The organism is Psychrobacter aestuarii, assembly GCF_904846035.1.
GTDB classification, from domain to species: Bacteria; Pseudomonadota; Gammaproteobacteria; order Pseudomonadales; family Moraxellaceae; genus Psychrobacter; species Psychrobacter aestuarii.
This window is the reverse complement of record NZ_CAJGYT010000001.1, coordinates 2189711-2214622: the sequence shown is the minus strand read 5'-3', so window position 1 is coordinate 2214622 and position 24912 is coordinate 2189711. Positions and strand designations below refer to the sequence as shown.

Sequence of the window (24912 nt, the reverse complement as noted above, 5' to 3'; positions counted from 1 at the left end):
AGCTATCTATCAGCTGCTTTGCCTCGTCAGTGGGGCGTATTATAGAGAGTTTATTTTGTGTGTCAAGCAGCATTTGATATTTTATTCAAATATTTTACTTGGCTACACTATTAACCCACTTCCTTTTCAACTGGGAGGCAGTATAAGCGGATTTAAAACTGGGTCAAGGATTATTTTGAGGATTTTTCTCACTGCCTTGATAGACATCAAATTGTAGAGACATTTCAATAGTTTATATACTTTAATCGCTTTACTGACTTAACAAAAATTATGAAAAACAGGATTTAGCACTACTTTTAAGAGGCTACTACTATTCTAAAGTGCTGCTATTAAAGCGATAGACATAAAAAAGCCACTACTCGTGTTAGTGGCTTTTGGTGGTATGAATGAACAGTATTTTTTACTACGCAATTTTATACGTAATCAATCGCCATCATTAAGCATAGCGCCATCATGATGATAATGGATAGTCCAAAGACTTTATACGCCCACTTAATCTGCTGCTGAATTTGGTCTTGTTCATTGGTGACCTTGATCGGTCTCATAGCAACAAGTAACCAATAGCCTGACAACAGTAGATGGACGCCCAGATACCAATAGCCAGTTGCGTTCAACGCTGTGAGCAAACTGCCCACGACTAAGAAAATGGCAATACTAACGGTAATATGCCACTGAGTCGTTCTAAAGGAGCGTTTGACTGGTAATACAGGAATACTCGCCGCGCTGTAGTCTTTTTTACGAAAGACAGCGATGGCATACGCATGTGGCATTTGCCAAATAGCAAACATGGCAAATAGTACCCAATACACACCATCAATAGACGGCGTCAAAGCAGCGTAGCCAATCACTGGCGGAATAGCACCAGAAAAACTACCAATGAATGTTCCCCAGACGGAGTGCCGCTTAAAGTACAGACTGTAAAATCCGACGTAAACGACATAACCAAACAACGCTGAGTATAAAGCCAATGGCGTGGTAAAGGTCAAACATACGACGCCGATACCTAGCAGTACGGCTGCATAGAGCATGGCTCCGGTAATAGAGAGTTCACCTGTAACCAAAACACGGTCACAGGTGCGCTGCATCCTCGAGTCAATATCACGATCGATGATGTTATTGATTACACAACCAGACGCTATCACTGTCAAAGTCCCAATCAAGGCTTGAAGCAATATCAACCAATCGGGGTTGCCTTTGGCGGCTAAAAAATAGCCACCCAAAACGGTGATAGCGTTACCAAACACAATGCCAGGTTTGATGACCTGAACAAGGGGTTGTTTGGCGACATCGAGTTTTAACTGTGCAAGTTTATTCATGATAGTCCATCAGTTAATATCTTCAAATGTCTGTACCCTATGGATGAAACATTGCCATTTAGGAATGATGAGCCTAGATATAAAAGCTCATCATTAGACATTTGCGATAACTTATACACGCAAGTTTGCCGCGCACATAAGAAAGGTAGGAACTTACTGTTGCATATTGGTCATGTCTGAATGATCAGCCATGTCCGAGTGGTCTTCTTGTGCTGTAGCAGCAGGCGCACCTTGATGAGACGGCTGGTAAGTCTCTGGTAGATCTAACTTGTCTTCAAAACCTTCAAGCTCACGATCCAATCTTGGTGTACCATCGGCATTGGTTGGCATTTTCATGCCCATGTCCATCTGCATTTTACCCATGCCAGGCATCATGTTTTCGTTGGCATTGTGCATAATCCACAATGAACCAATCATCACAATCGCCACCACAAACAAGGTGAATAAGAAGCTATAGAGTGTATTACGCTGCTCAGGGCTAAAGTCCACATGCAAGAAGAAGTACACTTGCACAGCAACCTGTGCCGCAGCAAAGACAGCAATCATCCAAATCGCGCTAGTACCTGACATCATCTCACCCATGACTAGTCCAAAAGGAATGATAGTCAGGATTACTGATAATACAAAACCGATGAGATAGCTCTTTTTACTACCGTGACTGCTCTGGCCGTGACTTACGTCTCCATGTGCATGAGCCTGCTCGGCTGCATGTAAATTTTCATTCTTCATACTGCCACTCCTACCAGATACACTAGCGAAAAGACGCAAATCCACACGATATCCAAAAAGTGCCAGAACAGACTTAAGCATCTTAAACGCGTCATCATACGCTCAGAAAGACCAAATTTGCTCAACTGGAACAACGTAAACAATAACCAGCAGATACCGACCGTGACGTGAATACCGTGCAAACCTACCAAACTAAAGAAGCTCGATAAGAAGGCACTGCGATCAGGTCCGAAGCCTTCGACGATGAGATGGTGGAACTCATAAACTTCCATCCCAACAAAGCCCATGCCAAATAGCGCCGTAATAATCAGCCATAGCTTAAGCTTTGACATGTTTTTGTCATAAGCACCAAGCATGGCAAAACCAAAGGTAATACTACTGATCAATAGCAAGAACGTTTCAACCAAAACAAACTTAAGGTCGAAAATATCTTTAGGACTTGGACCATCTGCTACGCCAACCTTGAGTACCGCATAAGCGGCAAAAAACGTGGCAAACAGAACCAAATCCGTCATTAGGTACACAAAGAAACCGAGTACCTTATTGCCCTGCACATCCAAATGGTCTGGATGATGAGGATCACTGTGGTTAAAGTAATCTATGTTGCCTTCGTGATGATCATCAGAGGGCAACAACTCCTCGCCGTTATCATCTGGTAAGTTACTATTTACGTCATGTTTATTCATAGTTTCGGTATTACTCATAATCCGTCTCCTGCGTGAACCGTACGAAGACGCTTATAATAAGCATTTTCAATTTTTTCAATTTCATCAATGGGCACGATGTAATCGATATCACGTTTGTTGGCTTCACGAATCACAAAGAAAATCATGACTAAGAAAGAGGCAATGACCAACCACCAGATGTGCCAGATAAAAGCAAAACCAAAGACGAACGACAATAAACCAATAATCACACCAGAATCTGTATTTTTTGGCATATGTATTGGGCTATAGTAATTGGGCGCTTTATCTGACGTCCAACCGCTGTCTTTAAGATGCGCTAAGGCATCAAGATCGTTAATAACAGGCAGTTGAGCAAAGTTATAAAACGGTGCAGGCGATGGCGTGCTCCACTCTAACGTACGACCATTCCAAGGATCCCCACTCACATCAGCAAGACGCTCACGATCGCGATAGCTGACATAGAACATCATCAATTGGCTGAAAATACCGAATAGAATAATAAAGGCACCAACCGCAGCAACGATCAACCAGATCTGCCAAACATCATTGGCATAATGGTTGGTACGACGCGTCATACCGAAGAATCCTAAAACGTACAGCGGCATGAACGCCACAAAGAAGCCGATGAGCCAACCCCAAAACGCACGTTTGCCCCACTTCTCATCCAAACGATAGCCAAACATTTTTGGCCACCAAAAGGTAATACCCGCAAAGTATCCAAAGACAGCACCACCAATAATGGTGTTATGGAAATGCGCGATTAAGAACAGGCTGTTATGCAAGACATAATCAATACCAGGAACCGCGAGCATGACACCTGTCATACCACCAATGGTAAAGGTAATGATAAAGCCAAGTGTCCATAAAATTGGCGTACCAAAGACGATCTTGCCTCGATACATGGTAAAGAGCCAGTTAAAGACCTTCACCCCAGTCGGTATGGCAATAATCATGGTGGTAATACCAAAGAAGGCATTGACGTTCGCGCCTGAACCCATGGTAAAGAAGTGATGCAACCAAACAATGAAACTTAAGATGGCAATAACCATCAAGGCATAGACCATACTGACGTAGCCAAACAGTTTTTTCTGCGAGAACGTCGAGATGACTTCTGAGAAAATACCAAAAGCAGGCAATACCAAGATATATACCTCTGGGTGACCCCAAATCCAAATCAGATTGATATACATCATGACGTTGCCGCCAGCATCATTGGTAAAAAAGTGCATACCAAGATAGCGATCCAGCGTTAGCATTGCCAACGTTGCCGTTAATACAGGGAAAGCGGCAACGATCAAAATGTTAGTACAAAGTGCTGACCACGTAAAAATTGGCATGTGCATCAGCTTCATGCCAGGCGCACGCATCTTTAAGATAGTCACTAAGAAGTTGACACCCGTCAGCAAGGTTCCCAATCCTGACAGCTGCAAGGCCCAAATGTAATAATCCACCCCCACTGTTGGACTGTATGTCAGCTCTGACAGTGGCGGATAAGCCAACCAACCCGTTGCCGCAAAGTCACCAATGACGAGTGACACGTTGACCAACAAGGCACCTGTAACGAATAGCCAAAATGACAGTGAGTTTAGGAACGGAAAAGCCACATCACGCGCCCCAATCTGTAGCGGTATGATCGCATTCATAAGTCCCACAACCAGAGGCATGGCAACAAAGAAAATCATAATCACGCCGTGGGCGGTGAAAATCTGATCGTAATGATGCGGCGGCAAATACCCTGTCTCAGGATAGTTGGCCAGCATCTGATGGGTACGCATCATAATAGCGTCACTAAAGCCGCGTAATAGCATGACGATTGCGACGACGATATACATGATACCAATTTTTTTATGGTCAACCGAGGTCAGCCAATCGCGCCAAAAAACGCCCCAAAGCTTCTTTTTGGTTAGAAAAATTAAAACCGCTAGCCCAGCCAAGGCCATCATACCACCTGCCGCCATAATGATAGGCTCGTGGTAAGGTATTGCCTCAAGGGACAATCTACCGAATATTGCTTCCATAATCAGCTTTCCTATTATTGAGCGTCAGCTTCTTGCGCATCATCTTTATTCGATGGCGCTGCTGGGTTAATGCTACCTTCGCCGTCATCCTTCAGATCAGACTCTAAGCCCTTATTCACAGCGTTTGGATTATCACGCTGATTGACCTCATCTGGCGCTACAAACTGATTTTGTTGCTGTGTATCTGAGCTATATTGATTCACGATATAGTCAAACATGCCAGGTTGTGCTGATTTGAAGTATTCGATGGCATGGTTCTCTGAAGGTTTTGATAACTCTTCATAAACCGCCGTATCGAGAACCTTATTGTCTCCAGCTTTAATCTTAGAAACCCAATCATCGAAACCTTGCTTATCGACAGCATGCGCCAAAAACTTCATATCCGAGAAGCCAGGACCACTATAGTTGGCAGAAAGTCCGTTATAGACACCAGGCTTATTCGCGATCAAATGCAGCTGTGTCACCATGCTCGACATGGCATAAATTTGACTGCCCAGTCTAGGAATAAAGAACGAATTCATTACCGTATCAGAGGTAATTTTGAAGCTAACTGGACGGTCTACTGGTAGATAAAGCTCATTGACAACGGCAATATTTTGTTCTGGGTAGATAAATAGCCATTTCCAGTTTTGTGCCACAACTTGAATCTCAAGCGGCGGATTGTCTTTTTGAGTCTCTAGTGGCTTGTAGGGATCCAGCGCGTGAGTACTGCGCCAAGTAATCACAGCTAAGATTGCAATAATAATAATGGGAATCGTCCACATTAAAAATTCAATCCAACTGTTGTGTGACCACTGCGGGTCGAAGTCTTTATCAGCATCTGGTCTATTCGCGCGATAACGATAAGTAAACCAGAGCGCCATGACGATGACTGGTATAACCACAATCAACATCAAGGCAGTAGTGACAATGATAAGTTCTTTATTTTGCACGCCAACTGCACCCTGAGGATGCAATACACCTTTATCACAGGCGGTCAGGAGCAAGCTGCTTATCAATACCACTACGTTGGCTTTTAGCCAGATCGGTAATTTGAAAAACGTCATGCCTTGTTAACCTTATATTCGGTCAGTTTTGTTAATACATGTTAAATGTCAGAAACACTCCATGGCTGTCACATTTTTACAATGGACAGTAAAGAGATGACGTTCAGTTTTGACCTTATTAATACTCTCTATCGCGTTGGCTATCATTATGTCAGCACTGTTACCAATCAAAATTTGGTGGGTAACACTGCTGACAACTTTAAGCGGCAAAGAGTGCATTCGGTCACTAGATTGCAACAATCATCAATAGAGTAGGTCTTAACGCTATCTGCCCAATCAAAACAGCCGCACAGAATAACGAAACAGTAGCAATAAGGTACTGTTTCTATCGGTTTAAAAGACTGAGGAGATGGGCAAATTGCTTTACTAAAAAGGGATGTAATATTTAAGAATGGCTTATTTTGAGGCTAAATTTTATCTGGCTACCACAGCACTATTCCATGCTGTTTGTAGGGTATAAAGCCATCAAATGCAACCCTTTTTAGCTGACAGGCACTATACGCTTCTTTTTTTAGAAAATCTTATCTGCAACAAAGCAGAAATAAAACTACAAGTTTTTACTATCCAAAATCTATAAATAAAGCTTGAAAATTCTATAAATTTGCGCTTATGGCTTTCATATATATGAATAGTCGTTTGAATGTGTATTGCATTTAGAAACCGCGATGAATGGCTTTAAAAAAGGATGAAAGGTATATAAAATCTGAATATTTTTCGATAACACCCTGTTTTTATAATAAATAACGTATAAAAAAAGGGACTTACCTATCGGTAAGTCCCTTAGTAAGGTTCATAATTACTTTTATATTTTTGCTTTAATCGTGGTCACAATACCAGATAGCGCATAGATAATACCAATTGCTAAGATGCCAACTGGAATGTCATACAGCACGATGCTCATGACAAGCACGCCGATAATTAGCGCGACGAAAGGAACTTTTTTCTTATCAAATTCTTTAAAGCTGTAGTATTTGACGTTACTGACCATAAGCAGACCACAGACGACAATCCAAACGGCAAACAAAGTCATGACGATGGCATCAAACTGCCCGACCCATTCGTTGTGGTCAACAGCAACCATGACGGCGGAGGTGACCAAAATCGCGGCGAGTGGACTGGCTAAGCCAACGAAGTATTTTTTATCGACGACGCCAATCTGCACGTTAAAGCGCGCCAGACGAAATGCTGCACAGGCGGTAAAGACAAACGCGCAGCCAATACCAATACGACCTAATGGCTCTAGCGCAAAGCTATAGACCAAGATGGCAGGCGCCACCCCAAAGGCGAGCATATCGGCGAGCGAATCGTACTGCTCACCGAATGGGCTTTGGGCGTTTAACATACGTGCGACACGACCATCCATGCCATCTAAAATACCTGATAAGAAGATGGCAAGCGCCGCCTTGTAAAACTCCCCTTGCGTACTGGCAAGGATAGAGAAAAAGCCAGACAATAAGGATAAGGTGGTGATGAGGTTGGGCGCAAGATACACCCCACGACTCACCACTTGCTTGCCTTCTGCGACTTCTTGTTCAATCACTTCAAAGGTCAGACCGTCATAGTTGTCAGTGTCCGCCAGATGCAGGTTGTGCTCGCTGTCATCGGTAAATGGCGGCTTGGTACCCGCATGCGGTGTGGGCGCTAGGTCGGTGTCCGAGGGGTGATTGGGCGGCTGCTTGGGTGTCATGATAAGTCCTTACTCTCCGACCAGCCAGCGTACGTTGGTCGCGCTGTCAGGCGATAGCTGTGGGGCGTCGGCAGCTTTTAAGATAGGCTGCAAGAAACGGACGATGTCGCGTGCTTGGTTGTCAAATTGCCAAGGCGGATTGATAATCAGCATGCCTGTGCCGTTAAGACCGACTGCCACGTCGTTTGGATAAATATTCAGCTCACACACCAACTGGCGGCGGATGTCGGTACGCTTCATTTTTTTATAAAACAGCTCGACCGCATCGACGTTTTTGATGGGGAACCACAGTGCGTAGACGCCTTGTGGCCATTTGTTATAGGTGTTTACCAGTAGGTTGACCAGCTGCGTAAAGTCTCTGTGCTCTTGCTCATACGGCGGATCCAGCATAATCAGACCACGGCGCTCTTTTGGTGGCACAACCGCAGGGATGCCTTCGTAGGCGTTGCGGTGATGAATGCCGATGGGCAGCTGATATACCTGATAGTTCAGCGCGTCATATTCGTTGGCTTTGGCTTCAAAAGCTTCGCCACGAATCGCAACGTCTGGGTTTTGCTGAATATGGTTGGCAATCCACCAAGGCGAGCCTGGATAGACGTTTTTATCGTAGGTTTGTTTGGCTTGTTTGACGCCGTCGATATAGTCTTTGACCGCTTGCGGGGCTTTTTCGGTGTCCGCTTGCAACAAGGCTTCGATGCCACCTTTGGCCTCGCCTGTTTTGCGCGCTTCAATACTGTTTAGTGCATACAATCCACGCCCGCCATAAGCATCAAGCACATAATAGGGCTTGTTTTTTTGGCTGAGTTGATTCAGAAGTTGTACCAATAAGATGTGTTTGACCACGTCAGCGAAGTTACCAGCGTGATAGGCGTGTTGATAGTTCATAAGTATAAAAGTTTAAAGTCAGAAAAATTGTATCTATGGTAGCATAGGCTGGGTAAAAGATAACGATGGTTTTGGTAAAGAGGCGCTTTAGACGATGACAACGATTACCAGCAATCTAGAACTGACGCGTGCCGCGCTGACTGATGATTTGTCACTCGTCCCCGAAACGCAGCAGGCGTTATCCGCCGAGACCTTCACCGTCGATTGGGAAGCGCGTCTGGACAATGAAGCACTAGACGCCTTGACGGGTAATGGCTGGGTGGTCTTGGACGAGGTATTTTCGCCCGAGGCGCTGGCGGCATTGCAAGAAGAAAGCGGCTTTGTCGATTACCGTGCGGCGGCACTGACTGCAGGCATTCAAATCAAAGACATTCGCGGCGACCGTATCCGCTGGATTAGCCAAGATTTTTTTGCAGGCTTTTATTATTTAAGCAGTATTAATGCGTTGGCTGCCCTACTCAACCGCTACTTGTTCGCGGGGATACGTCATAGCGAGGCGCATTATGCCTGCTATCCAATCGGCTTTGGCTATCAGTGGCACAGCGACAACCCTGCGGGACGCGATGAGCGCGTTATCTCGGCGGTGTTTTATTTAAATGATGACTGGACGGATGCCGACGGCGGCGCGCTAGAAGTGGTGGATAATCATGGCGTCCATCATGAAGTCAACCCTGTCGCCAATCGCTTGGTCATCTTTGACAGCAATTTACGCCATCAAGTGCAGACCGCGCACCGTCAGCGCTACTCTATCGCCACATGGATGCGCCGTGATGGTCTGGTGCCCTTTGTCAACGATACGCCTTAACCCATCTCTTATTTTTACTTCCTTTACGGTTTTATTTTTTGTAGTTACTGATTTTTTCCTTGGTTTTTGATTAAAAAAGGTTTCATATGTCCACTCAACAACACGCCGATGCTGCGGTAATGCATGCCAGCACCCCTGATGACTGCCCACAAGCGGCAACTTTGGCACTCAGTAAAGACTTGATAGCGCGTGCGTCTGTCACTCCTGAAGACATCGGTTGCCAAGATGTCTTGGCGGCGCGTTTGGGCAGCGTGGGTTTTGATTGCGAGTTTATGTACTTTGGCGACGCGGCGCAGCAAGGACAACACGCCGAGGTCAAAAACCTATGGGCACGCCGTGGTACGGGCAATCCTGTCATTTGCTTTGCAGGGCACACCGATGTCGTGCCAACGGGCAACGAAGCCAACTGGACGTACCCACCGTTTGAGCCGACCATCGCGGACGGCTATCTGTGGGGACGCGGCGCGGCAGATATGAAAACAGGCATCGCGGCATTTAGCGTGGCGGCGGAGCGTTTTGTCCAGCGTCATCCTGAGCACAACGGGTCTATCGCGCTACTGATTACCTCGGATGAAGAAGGTCCGTCGGTCAATGGTACGGTCAAAGTGGTCGAAACCTTAGAAGCGCGCGCTGAGAAAATCACGTATTGCCTCGTCGGTGAGCCATCGAGCACCGATACGCTGGGTGATGTGATTAAAAACGGTCGCCGTGGCTCTTTGGGAGCGGTATTGACGGTGACGGGCAAACAAGGTCACGTCGCCTATCCGCATCTGGCGCTCAATCCTATCCATGCGCTCTTGCCTGCCCTTGCGGAACTGACGGCTGCAACATGGGACAATGGCAATGACTACTTCCCCGCCACATCACTACAAGTCTCAAACATCAATGGCGGCACAGGCGCGACCAATGTCATTCCTGAAACCGTAGAAGTGGTATTTAACTTCCGCTTTTCGACCGAAACCACGGCAGACGCGCTAAAAGAAAAGACACACGCCATCTTTGATAAGCACTTTGCTGACAGCGATGCCAGCTACGCCATTGAGTGGAAACTCTCAGGCGAGCCGTTCTTAACCCCAGAAGGTAAGCTCGTCTCTGCCTGCCAGCAGTCGATTAAATCGGTAACGGGTACAGAAACCAAACTGTCTACCTCAGGCGGTACGTCTGATGGGCGCTTTATTGCGCCAACGGGCGCGCAAGTGGTCGAGCTTGGCGTACGTAATGCCACCATTCACCAAGTCGATGAAAAAATCGAGGTGGACGACCTTGGACGTTTGGCGCAGATTTATGAAGGGATTTTGGAGCGTTTGTTGCTGGATTAATCGTTGATTGGGTTTCACCAATTATTATCGTATAAAAAAAGCGCCTCGGGAGACTGGGGCGCTTTTTTATGACTAGCTTGCGCGTTACTACCACGCAGCATACGCGTAGCACTTATTCCGCTTCATCAATCCAGTTCATCTGAATCGATTCTAAGATGCGCTCGTTTGATTTTTGTGGGTCGTCGTCAAAATCTTCGAGCTCAGTCACCCAGCGATGCAAGTCGGTAAAACGCACGTATTGTGGGTCGGTATCGGGATATTTTTCTGACAATTGGATAGCAATCTCTAAGCTGTCTGACCATTTTAAAGACATGTAGCACTCCTTTTAAGTGGCTGATTTATAACGCATCAAAACGCAGGTTAACTTTTGGTTTTAGGCTTTTTATTTAGGCTTACTACAAAACCACCTTGTCATTTAAAGCTATGTTTAAAATGTATGCACGACAAAGTGGGCTTCAACCTTCATTATACCAATCCCTAAAAACAACCTACCTTTATCAGACTCGCTTGCTGTACTGACTGTACTATCTTCGCTCCTCTTCCTCGATAAATTAGATATCTTGATTTTTGGGAATGGTATTCTCTCTTGGTTGTTAATGCTAGCAAATTTTTTCTACCTCTGTCGAAATTCCTTGATTTTTTTTGCTACACTGAGCACTGACAAGGAAGTTGTCATTATTTTTTGATAAAAAAACATCTACACGCCAAGTTTTGGGCGATATTCATCTGCCGATTCGATACAGATTCAGTCTCATGTTGACTGATTTTTCGTCTAATTTATTGTAGAATCCCCTGTTATTTTTACCATACCCAATTAAGACGATGGTTTTAGTCATTGATTTGATTTGATTAGACGCCTTTTAGTTTGAGAGTAATTGATGATGTTATACAAGGATTTGTTATGTTAGCGTTAGAGACAGGTCATGTGCGTATGCAGCAGCAGGCTGCGGATAAATCTCAGGCGTTGCAATGTCTGGCAAATATTTTGGTAGAAGACAATCTGGTGACACCAGAGTATCTGACTGGGCTACAAGACCGAGAAAAACAAAGCCCGACCTATCTGGGTCAAGGCATTGCCATACCCCATGGTACGCCCGACTCCAGACAACACATCTTACAAACTGGCGTGCGCTTGGCACATTTTCCTGAGGGTGTCTTGTGGGACGGGGAAAACAAAGTGTATCTGGCGGTGGTCATTGCTGCCAAATCTGATGAGCATTTGCAAGTGCTACAGATATTGACCCGTGCGCTGTCTGAAGACATCTCTGAACAAGTAAAAACATCAACCTCTGCTGAAGAAATTATCGACTTACTCCAAGCCAGCCCCCCTTCTCTTGCCCTCCACGAAAATTTGATTGATACCCAAGTGCCAGCCGACGACATCGAAGATTTGCTTTGGCACAGCACGCAATTGCTCAAAAAACAAAACTTAGTGTCTTGCGGGTTTTTAACGGGGTTGAACTTAAATCAACTGATACCCTTAGGTGGTGACATCTGGTCTATTACCAGTAACAACCACGTGCTGAGTCCTGCGGTCAGTATTGTTAAGGCGCAAAATCCAGTCACTTATAATGAGCAGCCCTTTGGTACGCTCATCTGTATTGCCAATAATGACAAGACCGACATGCCACAGCTGCATCGTCTGATGGATATCTTGTTTGACCCTGAGCAATTTCAACGATTAAACCAACAACAAGACCGCCGTCAAATTGCTGATCTGATAGGCGCTGAGGTGAATCCTGACTGGCCCAGCCGCAAGGTGGTGGTTGCCAATGCGCATGGACTGCATGCGCGTCCTGCTACCAACTTGGTGAAGCTGACCAAGGCATATGATGGTGAGATTTTGGTAGCGCTGGACGACGGCAGTTATGTTTCTGCCAAAAGCCTGACCAAGCTTTTGTCTTTGGGTTGCAGACGTGGTCAGGTGCTGACCTTTATTGCTCAGCCAGAGACCGACGCTGTGGAAGGTTTGGCTAAAATTGTACAGGCGGTGAAGTCTGGATTGGGTGAAGAGGTAGAGCCCGTTGATGAGCAAGCCACACTCACGGCACAAGCGCCTGATCTGGAGTTTGCCCGTAGCATAGATGGCAACGATCAAAGCATTGGCATTGCTGCCTCTGCGGGATTGGCATTTGGCCCTGCCCATGTGATTAAACCAAAGCAGTTTAGCTATGAGCGCTTTGGGGATGGCGTAGAAAAAGAAACGCAAAAACTAAAACACGCCGTGGCTGAAGTCAAACGCCACCTCCAAGATGACATAGACAGTGCCGAAGCGGTGCAGATTCAGCAGATTTTTCAGGCGCATTTAGAGATGCTGGATGACCCTGAGCTGGTGAAAGGGGTGAATGAGCATTTGGTACACGACCTGTCTGCCCCAGCCGCATGGCATGCCCATATAGAGGCGGCTGCCGATGCTCAAGAGGCTCTAAAGGATAAGGTGCTGGCTGAACGAGCGGCTGACTTAAGAGACATTGGGGAGCGGGTGCTGGCGGTACTGTGTGGGGTGGCAGCAACCGAAGAGCCTGACGCGCCATATATTTTAATCATGCATGATGTGGGCCCAAGCGATGTGGCACGCCTCAACAAAGACCGTGTGGCGGGCATACTCACTGCGGTGGGTGGGGCAAGCGCACACAGTGCCATTGTGGCTCGGGCACTTGCCATTCCTGCGGTGGTTGGTGCTGGTGAGGCAGTGCTAAACATAGAGACGCAAACGACGGTACTTATAAATGGTGACAACGGTGAATATGTCATCAGCCCAGAACAAGCGCTGATTGACAACGCCATACAAGAGCGTGCTCGCCAGCAGCAATTGCGCCTTATTGCAGAAAAATCTAGCCAAGACCCTACCATCACAACAGATGCGCATCAGGTTGAGGTGGCGGCGAACATTGGTAAGATTCAAGCAGTCCGTGACGCAGTGAGCGCCGGTGCAGAAGCGATTGGGCTGTTGCGTACTGAGCTGGTGTTTATGGCGCATGCCAGTGCACCCAATGAGCAAACGCAAGAGGCAGACTACCGCCACGTGTTAGACACGCTTGCCGGACGCCCTTTGGTGGTGCGTACCTTGGATGTGGGTGGCGATAAGCCATTGCCCTACCTGCCTGTGCCCAGTGAAGAAAACCCATTTTTAGGACTACGGGGCATTCGTTTGACCTTGCGTCGTCCTGAGTTGCTGCGTCAACAGCTGACGGCATTGCTGAAAGCCTCAGATAATCGCCCATTGCGCATTATGTTTCCAATGGTTGGGCGGCTGGAAGAATGGCGGGCTGCCAAAGCCATCTTGGATGAGCTGTTGGTCAGCTACCCATGTGAAAATTTGCAAGTGGGGATTATGGTTGAAGTGCCTGCTGCGGCATTGCTTGCGCCAATACTGGCTAAAGAAGTGGACTTCTTTAGCATTGGTACGAATGACTTGACCCAATACACCATGGCGATAGACCGTGGTCATCCCCTACTCTCGGCAGAAGCGGATGGACTGCACCCCAGTGTGCTAATGCTGATAGACCAAACTGTGAAAGCTGCACACGCTCATGGAAAATGGGTGGGTGTGTGCGGTGAGCTGGCGGCGGATGCCTTGGCAGTGCCCGTGCTGGTGGGACTGGGTGTGGATGAACTAAGCATGTCAAACACCAGCATTCCTCTGGCTAAAGCTCAGATACGCACGCTGAACTTTGCCAATTGCCAACAGCTGGTGCATAAAGCCTTGGCGTGTGATAGCGCTACCGCTGTCAGAGAGCTGGTGAGCGCTGAGCAAAACCGAGCGGCAAATAACTCACAAGCAAATCAGGAATAAGGCATGGCAAAGATATTAACCATTACCCTAAACCCTGCCATTGACTTGACGGTGGGCATTGATGAGCTGATGGTAGGTGCTGTGAACCGACAGCAGTCTGTCATCACCCATGCAGCTGGCAAGGGCTTGAATGTGGCACAAGTGCTCAAAGACTTGGGGCATGAAGTTGTTGTCAGTGGGTTTTTGGGGGATGAGAACCGTCAGATATTTGAAAGTCACTTTGCTCGTGAAGGGTTTGATAATCAGTTTGTGTATGTGTCCGGTGAGACTCGGCAAAACCTGAAAATTGCTGAAGCGTCAGGACGCATGACCGACATTAATGGCAAAGGATTTTGGGTGGATGACAACGCCAAAACCCAGCTGCGAGCTCAGCTCAGTGCTGTTTTGCAAAGCGATGCAGAAACTGGCGGCAATGAAGTGGATGTGGTTATCATTGCTGGCAGCTTACCACAAGGTTATAAAACCAAAGAGCTGACTGCACTGATTGAATGGCTTAAATCACAAGGCAAGAAAGTGGCCGTGGATACCAGCGGTCAGGCGCTGAGTGCGGCTATTGCTGCCAGTCCTTGGCTGATAAAACCCAATACCGACGAGCTGACAGAAACCTTTCACCGACCTGCGGCAACGTTTCGAGAACAACAAAAGCTATTTGCCTCGATTAACCAGAACATTGAGCATGTAGTCATCTCGATGGGGGAGCAAGGGGTTAACTGGCTCAATACACAACAGCCACTGTATGCCAAAGCACCCCATGTGACGGTGAAAAGCACCGTGGGCGCTGGCGATTCGCTATTAGCCGGTATGGTGCATGGCTTGTTGTCCGATGATAGTGCCGAACAAATTTTGACTCAAGCTACTGCGATTGCCAGTCATGCGGTGACGCAAGTGGGCTTTAGCATTTCTGATTTTTCTTCTATTACCGATTTGCAGCAGCAAGTCACTGTCCACCCATTAGGCTAGTATGATGCAAGATATTAAACACATTTTATTTATTCCTCATAGCAGCACGCAGCCCATTAATGCGTTGATTTTGACCAGAAAACTTGCCAGTGTGGCAACCCAGCTTGGCTATGAGCATTTTATTTCTGAGTCTGCCAAAACCTTTGATGCCAGTGCGGTGGATGCGGTGATTGTGGTGGGCGAGCCGCTAAAGTCTGTCGGAAAACTACAAGGCAAGCCTGTGGCGAATATTCATTTAGCCAATGCCCAGCAAGATGCTCAGGCGTTATTAACGACGGCATTAAGTCATGCAAGCGTTAATGAAGCAGACTTGGAAACAGGTCAAGCAGGCGAGCCAGCAGCAAGCCTCTCTAGTAGCCCCTCAAGCAGCCCCTCTATAAATCCCTCGACAAGCGACCCTACCCGTTTTGTTGCCATCACTGCCTGCCCAACTGGGGTCGCGCATACCTTTATGGCGGCTGAAGCCTTGGAACAAGGCGCCGCAAAGCTGGGTTATGAAATTGAGGTGGAAACCCAAGGCTCGGTGGGGGCAAAAAATATTTTGTCTGATGAAGACATTGAGCAGGCAGATATTGTGATACTGGCGGCAGATATTGAAGTGAATACTGACCGCTTTGTGGGCAAACGTGTGTACCGCTGTAGCACCGGATTTGCCTTAAAACAGACCGATAAAGCTTTTGCGCAAGCGATCACTGAAGCCAAAGTGCTGACTGCTGCCAATCAAGCTGCTGATGTCAGTAGCGGCGCTCAAGGCGCTGAGAAAAAAGAAAAAGCAGGCGTTTATAAACACCTACTGACAGGTGTGTCTTTCATGCTGCCTATGGTGGTTGCCGGTGGTTTGTTGATTGCGCTGTCGTTTGTGTTTGGTATCGAGGCATTTAAAGAGCCGGGCACACTGGCGGCAGCACTCAAGCAAGTGGGTGATGCGGCATTTTTACTTATGGTGCCTATGCTGTCTGGCTACATCGCCTACTCCATTGCCGACCGTCCAGGGCTGGCGCCCGGATTGATAGGTGGGGTGCTGGCAAGTCAGCTACAAGCAGGGTTTTTGGGCGGGATTGTCTCTGGATTTTTGGCCGGTTATGTGGCATTACTCATCGCCAAAAAGTTAAAAATGCCCGCCAGTTTGGAGGCCTTAAAACCCATTTTAATCATTCCCCTGCTGGCGTCTTTGATTGTTGGCTTGGCGATGATTTATGTGATTGGCAACCCTGTGGCGCAAATCTTTGAAGCCATGCAAAACTTCTTGAACAATATGGGCACGACCAATGCGGTACTGATGGGTATGGTGCTGGCTGGCATGATGTGTATAGACCTTGGTGGTCCAATTAACAAAGCTGCTTATACCTTTACCGTTGGGCTGCTGACCACGCAAACTTATATGCCAATGGCGGCAACCATGGCGGGCGGTATGGTGCCTGCGATTGGTATGGGCATTGCGACTTTGGTCGCTAGAAATAAATTTAGCCAGCCAGAGCGTGATGCGGGTAAGGCGGCGTTTGTATTGGGGCTGTGTTTTATCTCGGAAGGGGCGATACCCTTTGCTGCCAAAGACCCGATACGGGTGATTCCCAGCTGTATCGTGGGTGGAGTGTTGACTGGTGGTCTGGTGGCACTATTTAACAACCAGCTAATGGCACCACATGGCGGGGTGTTTGTGCTGTTGATACCCAATGCCATCACTCAGCCCATGCTGTATTTGTTGGCGATTGCTGCCGGTAGTATTGTTACTGGTGTGGTGTATGCAGTTGTTAAAAAACGGCAAGAAGCTGCGCCCAGTCTGGAGACTCAACCTGTATAAGCACAGCCTATGTATGCGCTGTACGAGGTATAGGCTGTTTTATACCTGTACTGCTAAAAACCATTGACCTTCGATAAAAAAGCTGGGACTTATCCCAGCTTTTTTTGTGTCTGCCTAAAGTAGCTAAGGGTAGCTAAAAATGCGTTTAATGCGCCATCACATAAGGGCAAACTTATTTAAGCGACGGCAATTGGATGCTGCCATCAATGCAGGTCACCGCTTGACCGCCGACCAAAACTGCCGCTTGCTGAATCTGTAGGCGGATGTGCCCGTCTCGACCCAATACCTGACCTTGGCTAGACTGTATTGTGAGACCATCTGCCCCCTCTTCTTCTGCATAATCAAAGACCGCATGGTGTCTCATAAATGCTGCCACACTGCCATTGCCACTACCGCAAACGGGGTCTTCATTGATGCCTGATATTTTGATACTTTTATTTTGGTACTTTTAAAGGTTTTAGTTTTTTTAATTTTGCGATTTGATGGCGGTTTGATGCGCGTTCCACGTATCTATCACGGCACTGGGATGGCTGTCTTCATTGACCAGAATTTGCGGAAGCTTGAGTTCTTTTTTGGTTTTTAGCATAAACTTGGTCATGCCAATTGCCATCAAGCTATTATTTACAAAAAAATGGTGCTGAAAATACAGATATTTTTTATCCCACCCTTCTAGCTGGCTTTTTACCGTGAGCTTTTCTAAAAAACGCACTTCTTTTAAATAGACCATCTCTTGCATGGAGATAATCCAGAACAGATTGGGTATGCCTTTGTGATGACAGCATTCGACTATCCATTTGGTGATGTTCAGCTCAATAAAAGACAGATAGCGATAGTTTGGCAAATGATCACGCCAGCCCATGTCATGTGGCAAAACCCGATAGCTGCGAGAGATGGGCGAAAACAATTGCTCATGGTTAAGCTGAATGCTTTGCGATGGTGATGCGGCTGACTCAGTTGTTGATGACTGGGTGTGCTTTAGCTACTGTTTTAAGAGTGCCATCATGATAAAAAAACGGATAAGCATGTTCATGTGCTGAGGTGGTCCTTGTCATGTTTTTGGTTATTTTTATAAAGTATAAAAGAAAAAGACTGCCGAAGCAGTCTTTTAGGCTGATGATAAAATCTAGGGCGTATCATCAATTAGCCCATGAAATCATTTAGCGGTCTTAAACTGGCTAAATCTTGCCAAACAGCGTCAAAAATCTTGTGAATATACCGATATTCTCTGCAATTTTTTCCTTATTTGGCGACGATTTATCTCACTTTAAGCCTCGCTATCTAAATGATGACACGCCCTAGTTCAAGACTCAATACGGCAATGAGGCCACAGTAAGTGAATAACTGTTAGTGACCCGTACCGTTGATGCTACGCACCATTTCTTCGACAATTTTTTTGGCGTCTCCAAATATCATCATGGTTTTGTCCATATAAAATAAGCTGTTGTCCAAACCTGCGTAGCCTGTACTCATTGAACGTTTGATAACCATCACGGTTTGTGCCTTGGTCACCTCAAGGATGGGCATGCCAAATATCGGTGAGGCTGGGTCTTGTTTGGCAGATGGATTGACCACGTCATTTGCACCAATCACCAACACCACATCAGTACTGGCAAAGTCTGAATTAATCTCATCCATTTCTAAAATATCATCATAAGGTACGTCTGCTTCGGCAAGTAACACGTTCATGTGTCCTGGCATACGCCCTGCGACAGGGTGAATCGCAAAGCGAACATTGACGCCTTCATCTTTTAATAGCGCGTACATTTCTTTAACCGCATTCTGCGCGCGGCCTTGAGCCATACCGTAGCCTGGTACGATAATCACATCACTGGCATTGGCCATTAAGAAACCTGCATCTTCTGCTGAACCAGACTTGTAGGTTTTTGGCGAGCCATCGTCGTCACCAGCAACAGCAGCAGCCGTACCCATACCTCCAAACAAAACATTTAATAAGGAACGGTTCATCGCGCGGCACATGATATACGACAAGATAGCGCCTGATGAGCCAACCAAAGAGCCTGCGATAATCAGCATGGAGTTGCCAAGCGTAAAACCGATACCTGCGGCTGCCCAGCCTGAGAATGAGTTTAACAGCGATACCACAACAGGCATGTCACCGCCACCAATCGGTGCAATCCACATCCAGCCAAAAATTACCGCCAATAGCGTCATGATATAAAATGCGGTCAAAGAATCAGTCGTAAAATACAGAATACCAAAGCCAATCATGGCAATAAATAACAGCGCCTGCACGGGCTTCACCCAGCTGCCAGCCACTGTTTTTGCCCAGCTTTTTGCCGCCAGTTTACCAAAGGCAAATACGGATGCCGAAAAGGTAATCGCGCCAATAAAACAGCCGACGAACAATTCAAGACGCGCTACCGTACTGTGTGCTTGCTCGGTATGTAATACGGTTGCCAAAGCAATCGCAACTGCCGCCAAACCTACAAATGAGTGCATCAGCGCGACGGTCTCTGGCATCTGCGTCATAGCGACGGTTTTGGCTTTCCATAAACCAACTAGCGCACCCAGCACCATGGCACCAATAATCAGCCAAAGTATAGGGCCATCCGCTAAGAAAAAGGTCGTAATCACCGCAATGGTCATGGCCGCCATACCCAAACGGTTGCCACGGATAGCGGTTTTGGGACTAGATAAGCCGCGTAACGTCAATACGAACAATATCGCACCGACAAGATAAAACCAGTCTGCATTGGCAGCGATGACATTCATAGAATTCATGCGTCGCTCCCAGTGTCGGCTGCTACTTTTTTGGCTTTGGGTTTGAACATAGACAGCATGCGCTCCGTGACCGCAAAGCCACCAAAAATATTAATACTGGCTAAAAATACAGCAAAAGCACCCAACAGACTGGTGGCACTAAAGTCACTACCATCAATCGTCGCGGTTTGTAGCATCGCGCCCACAATCACAATGCTTGATAGCGCATTGGTCACTGCCATCAGCGGCGTATGCAGCGCAGGCGTGACGCCCCATACCACGTAATAGCCCACAAAAATCGCCAGCACAAAAATGGTAAAAATCGCTACAAATGGTGTGCTACCCATGTCTCCAGCGTGCGCTACACCCAAAACGGTCGCTATCATCTGATTCTCCTAAAATCCCTTTAAAGTTGTCAAACTGTGTTGTCAATGCGTCGCTGCGTCATTAGCGTGGTGCGAGGCGTATCTGCCCTGCATGGGTCACGGCCAATGCCCCTTGGATGTCATCATTCATATCAAGGTGTAAAGTTAGTGTTGTTTTGTCACCATCAGACGCCTCACTTTTGATAAGCGTTGTAATAAAGTTCACCAAGTTATTGGCGTATAAGTCAGAAGCCTGCGCTGCGAGCATGGACGGAATATTCGCTGCCCCTACGATGCGTACGCCTTGCTCAGTTGTGACGGTTTCATTCGCAATGCACCCTTCGACATTGCCGCCCGTCGCAGCTGCCATATCAATAATTACGGCCCCTGCTTTCATAGTGTCGAGCGTCGTTTTATGTACCAGCCTTGGGGCTTGGCGTCCGGGTATTTGCGCGGTCGTAATAACGATGTCCGCCGCACGCAAGGCTTTGTCCACCACGGCCGCTTGGTCTTTGATGTATTGCGCTGACGGCGTCCATGCATAGCCGCCCGTGGTTTTTGCTTGCTGGGCTTCTTCTTCGCTCATGGGCACATCCAGCCACTTACCGCCCAATGATTCCACTTGTTCTTTGGCCGCAGGGCGTAAATCACTGGCCTCAACAACCGCGCCCAGACGCTTTGCCGTGGCAATGGCTTGTAGACCTGCCACACCGACACCCAAAATAACAACTTTGGCGGGTTTTACCGTGCCTGCGGACGTCATAAACATCGGAAAAGGACGCGAGTAGGTATTGGCTGCGAGTAACACGGCTTTGTAGCCTGCAAGATTGGCCTGTGAAGACAGTACATCCATATTCTGAGCACGCGACAAGGTACGTGGCAGCAGCTCCATTGCAAATGCCGAAACCCCTTTTTCTGCATACGTGTTTAGCTGAGTATTGCGATACGGGTCGAGCATACCCATCAGCAGTTGTCCTGAGCGCATGCCTTCTACCAAATTGGCTGACAAATCATCTACCACAGTAATCATATCTGCGGACTTGATGACCTCAGCGCTCGTTGGCGCGATACTGGCACCCGCGTCCTGATAGCTGGCATCAGTATAATAAGCGCCCACACCTGCCCCTGTTTCAACAACTACAGAAAACCCCAGCTTTTGTAATTTTTTGACCGCGTCAGGGGTGAGTGCTACGCGATTTTCTAGGGCACTGGTGGCACGGATAACACCTATGTTCATACGCTTTCCTTGTAGTGAGTGACGGCATCGCACGGATAATGCATCAGACGATATTCAGATTAGAATTGGAGCAATATTGTTTAGCAAAAGAGCGGTATTCTTTAGGACTCGGACACCATCATTTCGCAAAGGTAGTAACCTCACAAATACTATCAAGTAAATAAATGGAATTATAGTAGCCATCACGAACATTTATTATATAAATAATCCTTGTATTGTCTTGGCTGTGCGCGATACCTTAAAACTAAGTGATAAATTCGGTTTTACATTACTGCTCGCCGTTTTATTGGTATATTGACCTGACTTATTTTTAAACCCGTTTTAGCTGATGAGGAATAATCATGTACTTCTTACTCTCCCCCGCAAAATCACTGAACGAAACAGACGCTGTGCCCGCTGCGGCAACTGAATTTTCGCAGCCTGAGCTGATTGCACCCGCCAGCGAGCTGATGCACGTCTTAAAAGACAAAGACCCGCTGGACTTGCAAGAGCTGATGGGCATCTCAAACGACTTGGCGACCTTAAACGCTGAGCGTAACCAGCAGTGGCAAACGCCATTTACCACCGACAATGCCAAGCCTGCGCTGTACTTGTTCGATGGCGATGTGTATACAGGCTTAGACGGCTATGCGCTGGACAAAGCCGCAGCCGAATATGTCAATGCGCACGTGGGCATCCTTTCAGGCTTGTATGGCGTGTTAAAACCGCTGGACTTAATCCAGCCATACCGCCTAGAGATGGGCACAGCATTAGAGAATCCCAAAGGCAAAAACCTATACACGTTTTGGGATGACGCCATCACGCAAGTGGTCAACGAGCGCGTGCAAGCGGTACAAGGCGATGAGGACAAGCCTGTACTCGTCAATCTGGCATCCAATGAATACTTTAAGGCGATTAAAAAGGCAGCCCTACGCGCACGGGTGATTACCCCGCGTTTTGAAGATGAAAAGAATGGCAACTATAAAGTGATTAGCTTTTATGCCAAAAAAGCACGCGGTCTGATGGTGAAATACGCCGCCGAGAATAAGATTACTGAGGCTGAAGGGTTAAAGGGGTTTAACTTGGCAGGCTATTATTACTGCGAAGCGGCGTCTGATGCTAAGACGTGGACGTTCCGCCGCGATGCGGATGCGCAGTAAGGACAGCTGTCCTATTTAAAGCGATACGCTTGGCAATAAAAACCCCCGATAAGCGATTGCCTATCGGGGGTTTTGTTTGGCTGATGGGTTCAACCAGCTTTATAGCAGTATTAGGGACGATTACATCATGCCGCCCATACCACCCATGCCGCCCATACCACCAGCAGCACCCATACCTGCCATCGCGTCATCTTTCTCTGGCAAGTCGGTAATCATGGCTTCAGTGGTGAGCATTAGACCCGCTACTGATGCCGCGTTTTCTAGCGCTGAGCGTGATACTTTGGCTGGGTCAAGGATACCCATCTCGAGCATGTCGCCGTACTCGCCTGATGCGGCGTTGTAGCCGTAGTTGCCGCTGCCGTTCTTCACTTCGTTCACTACAACTGACGCTTCTTCGCCTGCATTGGTAACGATTTGACGTAATGGCGCTTCCATCGCACGACGTAGGATGTTGATACCTGCGTCTTGGTCTTGGTTGTCACCAGTTAGGTCAGCTAACGCGTTAAGCGCACGTACGAGCGCAACGCCACCACCAGGTACGACGCCTTCTTCTACTGCTGCACGAGTTGCATGCAAGGCATCGTCAACGCGGTCTTTTTTCTCTTTCATTTCAGTTTCGGTCGCTGCGCCGACTTTAATGACAGCAACGCCGCCTGATAGCTTAGCAATACGCTCTTGTAGCTTTTCTTTGTCATAGTCAGAGCTAGACTCTTCGACTTGACGGCGGATAGACTCAACGCGCTCTTCGATGTCGGTTTTGTTGCCCGCGCCATCAACGATAACGGTATTTTCTTTACCGACCGTGACTTTTTTCGCGGTACCTAGCTGCTCAAGTGTCGCGCTCTCTAGGCTCAGACCGATTTCTTCAGAAATGACCGTACCGCCTGTCAAGGTTGCGATGTCTTGTAGCATGGCTTTACGACGATCGCCAAAGCCTGGGGCTTTAACCGCACACGTTTTTAGACCGCCACGCATGTTGTTGACAACCAATGTCGCTAGCGCTTCGTTTTCTACGTCTTCAGCAATGATAAGCAATGGCTTGCTTTGCTGCATGACTTGCTCAAGTAATGGCACGATTTCGCGGATGTTAGCGATTTTTTTGTCAACCAATAGGATGAACGGGTTTTCAAATTCAGCAGTCAGACTGTCTTGCTTGTTCGCAAAGTATGGGCTGATGTAGCCACGGTCAAACTGCATGCCTTCGACCACTTCTAGCGTGTCTTCAAAGCCTGAGCCTTCTTCAACAGTGATGACGCCTTGCTTGCCGACTTTTTCCATCGCTTGCGAGATCAGCTCACCGATTTTGGTGTCTGAGTTGGCAGAGATAGAGCCGACTTGCGCGATGGCTTTGGCATCGTTGGCTGGGGTTGATAGCTCTTGAATTTGTGCTACCGCAGCGCGTACTGCTTTATCGATACCGCGCTTTAGATCCATTGGGTTCATGCCCGCAGCGACCGACTTCATGCCTTCTTGCAAGATGGCTTGTGCCAATACGGTTGCGGTAGTCGTGCCGTCACCCGCCACGTCATTGGTGCGGCTGGCAACTTCACGTACCAATTGCGCGCCCATGTTTTCAAATTTGTTTTCAAGTTCGATTTCTTTGGCAACCGAGACACCGTCTTTGGTGATGGTTGGTGCGCCAAATGATTTGTCGATGACCACGTTACGACCTTTTGGTCCTAGGGTCACACGTACTGCGTTTGCCAGTACGTTTACGCCGTCCATCATTTGTTTGCGTGCGTCAATACCAAATTTTACATCTTTTGCCATGTGATATTACTCCAAGAATCATCTAATTATATAAGGTTGTGCGTGTGCTACTCGGCGAGCATTTATGCTTCTAGTACGCCAAGCACGTCGGCTTCTTTCATGATTAATAATTCTTCACCGTCAACTTTCACCGTTTGACCTGCATATTGACCGAACAATACGGTATCGCCAACTTTCACATCTAGGGCGCGGACGTCGCCGTTTTCACGGATTTGACCATTACCCACAGCCAAGACTTCACCTTGAGAGGGTTTTTCTTGTGCTGAACCTGGCAGTAAAATGCCACCAGCGGTTTTTTGCTCTTCTTCTACGCGGCGAACAACAATGCGGTCATGTAAAGGACGAATGTTCATCTGTATGACTCCAAAAATCAGTCGTTGATTGTGAAATTATTTAAGTAAGGGGGCTCGATTTTCTTATCGAGCTTGTTGCCAATAGTGGGGACTTAGGCGTGTTGCTTCAAGTGGCATCCATAAATTTTTGGCAAAAAATTTGCACGTATTCGGCGCAGATTTACGCGCTCAGCTATGCTTATTTTTCAAGACCCAAGACGGCGCCAGCCGCCACACCATCTGGCGCGGGCGAAAGTACGGATGCTTTGAACACGCCGCCAGGTGAGCTTGTAGCAATAT

General features: G+C 47.3%; 20 protein-coding genes and 1 pseudogene. 6 read left to right on the top strand and 15 right to left on the bottom strand.

The annotated features are described in order from the left end of the window. Nucleotides 1-413 precede the first annotated feature (413 nt). The 7 genes from cyoE to JMW05_RS09480 all read right to left on the bottom strand — a co-directional run bounded on the left by cyoE (nt 414) and on the right by JMW05_RS09480 (nt 8367). Nucleotides 414-1316, bottom strand: a complete 903-nt coding sequence (gene cyoE, locus JMW05_RS09510) for a heme o synthase (RefSeq protein ID WP_201505035.1) — start codon at nt 1314-1316, stop codon at nt 414-416. 153 nt (nt 1317-1469) lie between these two features. Then, nucleotides 1470-2045: a cytochrome o ubiquinol oxidase subunit IV gene (gene cyoD / locus JMW05_RS12110; protein ID WP_201505034.1), complete on the bottom strand. Its 576-nt coding sequence runs from the start codon at nt 2043-2045 to the stop codon at nt 1470-1472. Then, the gene (gene cyoC / locus JMW05_RS09500; RefSeq protein WP_227691498.1) at nt 2042-2749 is read right to left on the bottom strand and encodes a cytochrome o ubiquinol oxidase subunit III; all 708 of its coding nucleotides are present in this window, start codon (nt 2747-2749) and stop codon (nt 2042-2044) included. The genes cyoD and cyoC overlap by 4 nt, the downstream gene beginning before the upstream one ends. Next, complete coding sequence (cyoB, locus tag JMW05_RS09495) at nt 2746-4749, bottom strand: cytochrome o ubiquinol oxidase subunit I (RefSeq protein WP_265090601.1); 2004 nt, start codon at nt 4747-4749, stop codon at nt 2746-2748. The genes cyoC and cyoB overlap by 4 nt, the downstream gene beginning before the upstream one ends. 14 nt (nt 4750-4763) lie before the next feature. Then, nucleotides 4764-5795, bottom strand: a complete 1032-nt coding sequence (gene cyoA / locus JMW05_RS09490) for a ubiquinol oxidase subunit II (protein WP_201505033.1) — start codon at nt 5793-5795, stop codon at nt 4764-4766. Between the two features lie 802 nt (nt 5796-6597). Beyond that, nucleotides 6598-7482 carry a CDP-diacylglycerol--serine O-phosphatidyltransferase gene (pssA, locus tag JMW05_RS09485; RefSeq protein WP_201505032.1) on the bottom strand — a complete coding sequence of 295 codons (885 nt, stop codon included), beginning with the start codon at nt 7480-7482 and terminating at the stop codon, nt 6598-6600. A gap of 9 nt (nt 7483-7491) precedes the next feature. Then, nucleotides 7492-8367 carry a 23S rRNA (adenine(2030)-N(6))-methyltransferase RlmJ gene (locus JMW05_RS09480; RefSeq protein WP_201505031.1) on the bottom strand — a complete coding sequence of 292 codons (876 nt, stop codon included), beginning with the start codon at nt 8365-8367 and terminating at the stop codon, nt 7492-7494. Between the two features lie 94 nt (nt 8368-8461). On the opposite strand from JMW05_RS09480, the gene JMW05_RS09475 reads away from it, so the two are divergent. Together JMW05_RS09475 and dapE are read left to right on the top strand one after the other, a co-directional pair. After that, nucleotides 8462-9172 carry a 2OG-Fe(II) oxygenase gene (locus JMW05_RS09475; RefSeq protein WP_201505030.1) on the top strand — a complete coding sequence of 237 codons (711 nt, stop codon included), beginning with the start codon at nt 8462-8464 and terminating at the stop codon, nt 9170-9172. A 119-nt stretch (nt 9173-9291) separates the two neighbouring features. Then, the gene (gene dapE, locus JMW05_RS09470; protein WP_201505595.1) at nt 9292-10491 is read left to right on the top strand and encodes a succinyl-diaminopimelate desuccinylase; all 1200 of its coding nucleotides are present in this window, start codon (nt 9292-9294) and stop codon (nt 10489-10491) included. Nucleotides 10492-10603: 112 nt separating this feature from the next. On the opposite strand, the gene iscX is transcribed toward dapE, so the two are convergent. Next, nucleotides 10604-10804 carry a Fe-S cluster assembly protein IscX gene (gene iscX, locus JMW05_RS09465; protein ID WP_201505029.1) on the bottom strand — a complete coding sequence of 67 codons (201 nt, stop codon included), beginning with the start codon at nt 10802-10804 and terminating at the stop codon, nt 10604-10606. Nucleotides 10805-11392: 588 nt separating this feature from the next. On the opposite strand from iscX, the gene ptsP reads away from it, so the two are divergent. Genes ptsP through JMW05_RS09450 form a run of 3 tightly spaced genes read left to right on the top strand, consistent with a single transcriptional unit; the run spans nt 11393 to nt 17048 of the window. Continuing rightward, nucleotides 11393-14287, top strand: a complete 2895-nt coding sequence (ptsP, locus tag JMW05_RS09460; RefSeq protein WP_201505028.1) for a phosphoenolpyruvate--protein phosphotransferase — start codon at nt 11393-11395, stop codon at nt 14285-14287. Between the two features lie 3 nt (nt 14288-14290). Further along, nucleotides 14291-15247: a 1-phosphofructokinase gene (pfkB, locus tag JMW05_RS09455; protein ID WP_201505027.1), complete on the top strand. Its 957-nt coding sequence runs from the start codon at nt 14291-14293 to the stop codon at nt 15245-15247. Between the two features lie 4 nt (nt 15248-15251). Next, nucleotides 15252-17048: a fructose-specific PTS transporter subunit EIIC gene (locus JMW05_RS09450; RefSeq protein WP_199507847.1), complete on the top strand. Its 1797-nt coding sequence runs from the start codon at nt 15252-15254 to the stop codon at nt 17046-17048. A gap of 172 nt (nt 17049-17220) precedes the next feature. On the opposite strand, the pseudogene JMW05_RS09445 reads toward JMW05_RS09450, so the two are convergent. From JMW05_RS09445 to JMW05_RS09425, 5 genes and pseudogenes are all read right to left on the bottom strand, one after another. Further along, nucleotides 17221-17466, bottom strand: a pseudogene (locus JMW05_RS09445) (PhzF family phenazine biosynthesis protein); the annotation flags it as partial. Between the two features lie 48 nt (nt 17467-17514). Next, entirely contained in the window at nt 17515-17907 is a 393-nt protein-coding gene (locus tag JMW05_RS09440) for an acyl-CoA thioesterase (RefSeq protein WP_227691497.1), read from the bottom strand. 485 nt (nt 17908-18392) lie between these two features. After that, entirely contained in the window at nt 18393-19781 is a 1389-nt protein-coding gene (locus tag JMW05_RS09435) for an NAD(P)(+) transhydrogenase (Re/Si-specific) subunit beta (RefSeq protein ID WP_201505594.1), read from the bottom strand. 5 nt (nt 19782-19786) lie between these two features. Further along, on the bottom strand, nt 19787-20116 hold the full coding sequence (locus JMW05_RS09430; RefSeq protein ID WP_201505593.1) for a proton-translocating transhydrogenase family protein: 330 nt from the start codon (nt 20114-20116) through the stop codon (nt 19787-19789). Between the two features lie 100 nt (nt 20117-20216). Beyond that, complete coding sequence (locus JMW05_RS09425; protein WP_201505026.1) at nt 20217-21371, bottom strand: NAD(P) transhydrogenase subunit alpha; 1155 nt, start codon at nt 21369-21371, stop codon at nt 20217-20219. A gap of 341 nt (nt 21372-21712) precedes the next feature. Between JMW05_RS09425 and yaaA the strand changes: the two genes are divergently transcribed. After that, nucleotides 21713-22510 (top strand): peroxide stress protein YaaA, encoded by a 798-nt coding sequence (gene yaaA / locus JMW05_RS09420; RefSeq protein ID WP_201505025.1) that lies wholly within the window; start codon nt 21713-21715, stop codon nt 22508-22510. Between the two features lie 120 nt (nt 22511-22630). Here the strand turns inward: yaaA and groL are convergent, their stop codons facing one another. Next, a complete protein-coding gene (gene groL / locus JMW05_RS09415) occupies nt 22631-24280 on the bottom strand; it encodes a chaperonin GroEL (protein WP_201505024.1) in 1650 nt (549 codons plus the stop codon). A 62-nt stretch (nt 24281-24342) separates the two neighbouring features. Then, complete coding sequence (locus tag JMW05_RS09410) at nt 24343-24633, bottom strand: co-chaperone GroES (RefSeq protein WP_201505023.1); 291 nt, start codon at nt 24631-24633, stop codon at nt 24343-24345. Nucleotides 24634-24912: the final 279 nt, after the last annotated feature.

Excerpts from the sequence above, each read along its gene's own strand:
- cyoE (WP_201505035.1), bottom strand. The coding sequence starts at position 1,316 with ATGAATAAACTTGCACAGTTAAAACTCGATGTCGCCAAACAACCCCTT.
- cyoD (WP_201505034.1), bottom strand. The coding sequence starts at position 2,045 with ATGAAGAATGAAAATTTACATGCAGCCGAGCAGGCTCATGCACATGGA.
- cyoC (WP_227691498.1), bottom strand. The coding sequence starts at position 2,749 with ATGAGTAATACCGAAACTATGAATAAACATGACGTAAATAGTAACTTA.
- cyoB (WP_265090601.1), bottom strand. The coding sequence starts at position 4,749 with ATGGAAGCAATATTCGGTAGATTGTCCCTTGAGGCAATACCTTACCAC.
- cyoA (WP_201505033.1), bottom strand. The coding sequence starts at position 5,795 with ATGACGTTTTTCAAATTACCGATCTGGCTAAAAGCCAACGTAGTGGTA.
- pssA (WP_201505032.1), bottom strand. The coding sequence starts at position 7,482 with ATGACACCCAAGCAGCCGCCCAATCACCCCTCGGACACCGACCTAGCG.
- JMW05_RS09480 (WP_201505031.1), bottom strand. The coding sequence starts at position 8,367 with ATGAACTATCAACACGCCTATCACGCTGGTAACTTCGCTGACGTGGTC.
- JMW05_RS09475 (WP_201505030.1), top strand. The coding sequence starts at position 8,462 with ATGACAACGATTACCAGCAATCTAGAACTGACGCGTGCCGCGCTGACT.
- dapE (WP_201505595.1), top strand. The coding sequence starts at position 9,292 with ATGCATGCCAGCACCCCTGATGACTGCCCACAAGCGGCAACTTTGGCA.
- iscX (WP_201505029.1), bottom strand. The coding sequence starts at position 10,804 with ATGTCTTTAAAATGGTCAGACAGCTTAGAGATTGCTATCCAATTGTCA.
- ptsP (WP_201505028.1), top strand. The coding sequence starts at position 11,393 with ATGTTAGCGTTAGAGACAGGTCATGTGCGTATGCAGCAGCAGGCTGCG.
- pfkB (WP_201505027.1), top strand. The coding sequence starts at position 14,291 with ATGGCAAAGATATTAACCATTACCCTAAACCCTGCCATTGACTTGACG.
- JMW05_RS09450 (WP_199507847.1), top strand. The coding sequence starts at position 15,252 with ATGCAAGATATTAAACACATTTTATTTATTCCTCATAGCAGCACGCAG.
- JMW05_RS09440 (WP_227691497.1), bottom strand. The coding sequence starts at position 17,907 with ATGGGCTGGCGTGATCATTTGCCAAACTATCGCTATCTGTCTTTTATT.
- JMW05_RS09435 (WP_201505594.1), bottom strand. The coding sequence starts at position 19,781 with ATGAATGTCATCGCTGCCAATGCAGACTGGTTTTATCTTGTCGGTGCG.
- JMW05_RS09430 (WP_201505593.1), bottom strand. The coding sequence starts at position 20,116 with ATGGGTAGCACACCATTTGTAGCGATTTTTACCATTTTTGTGCTGGCG.
- JMW05_RS09425 (WP_201505026.1), bottom strand. The coding sequence starts at position 21,371 with ATGAACATAGGTGTTATCCGTGCCACCAGTGCCCTAGAAAATCGCGTA.
- yaaA (WP_201505025.1), top strand. The coding sequence starts at position 21,713 with ATGTACTTCTTACTCTCCCCCGCAAAATCACTGAACGAAACAGACGCT.
- groL (WP_201505024.1), bottom strand. The coding sequence starts at position 24,280 with ATGGCAAAAGATGTAAAATTTGGTATTGACGCACGCAAACAAATGATG.
- JMW05_RS09410 (WP_201505023.1), bottom strand. The coding sequence starts at position 24,633 with ATGAACATTCGTCCTTTACATGACCGCATTGTTGTTCGCCGCGTAGAA.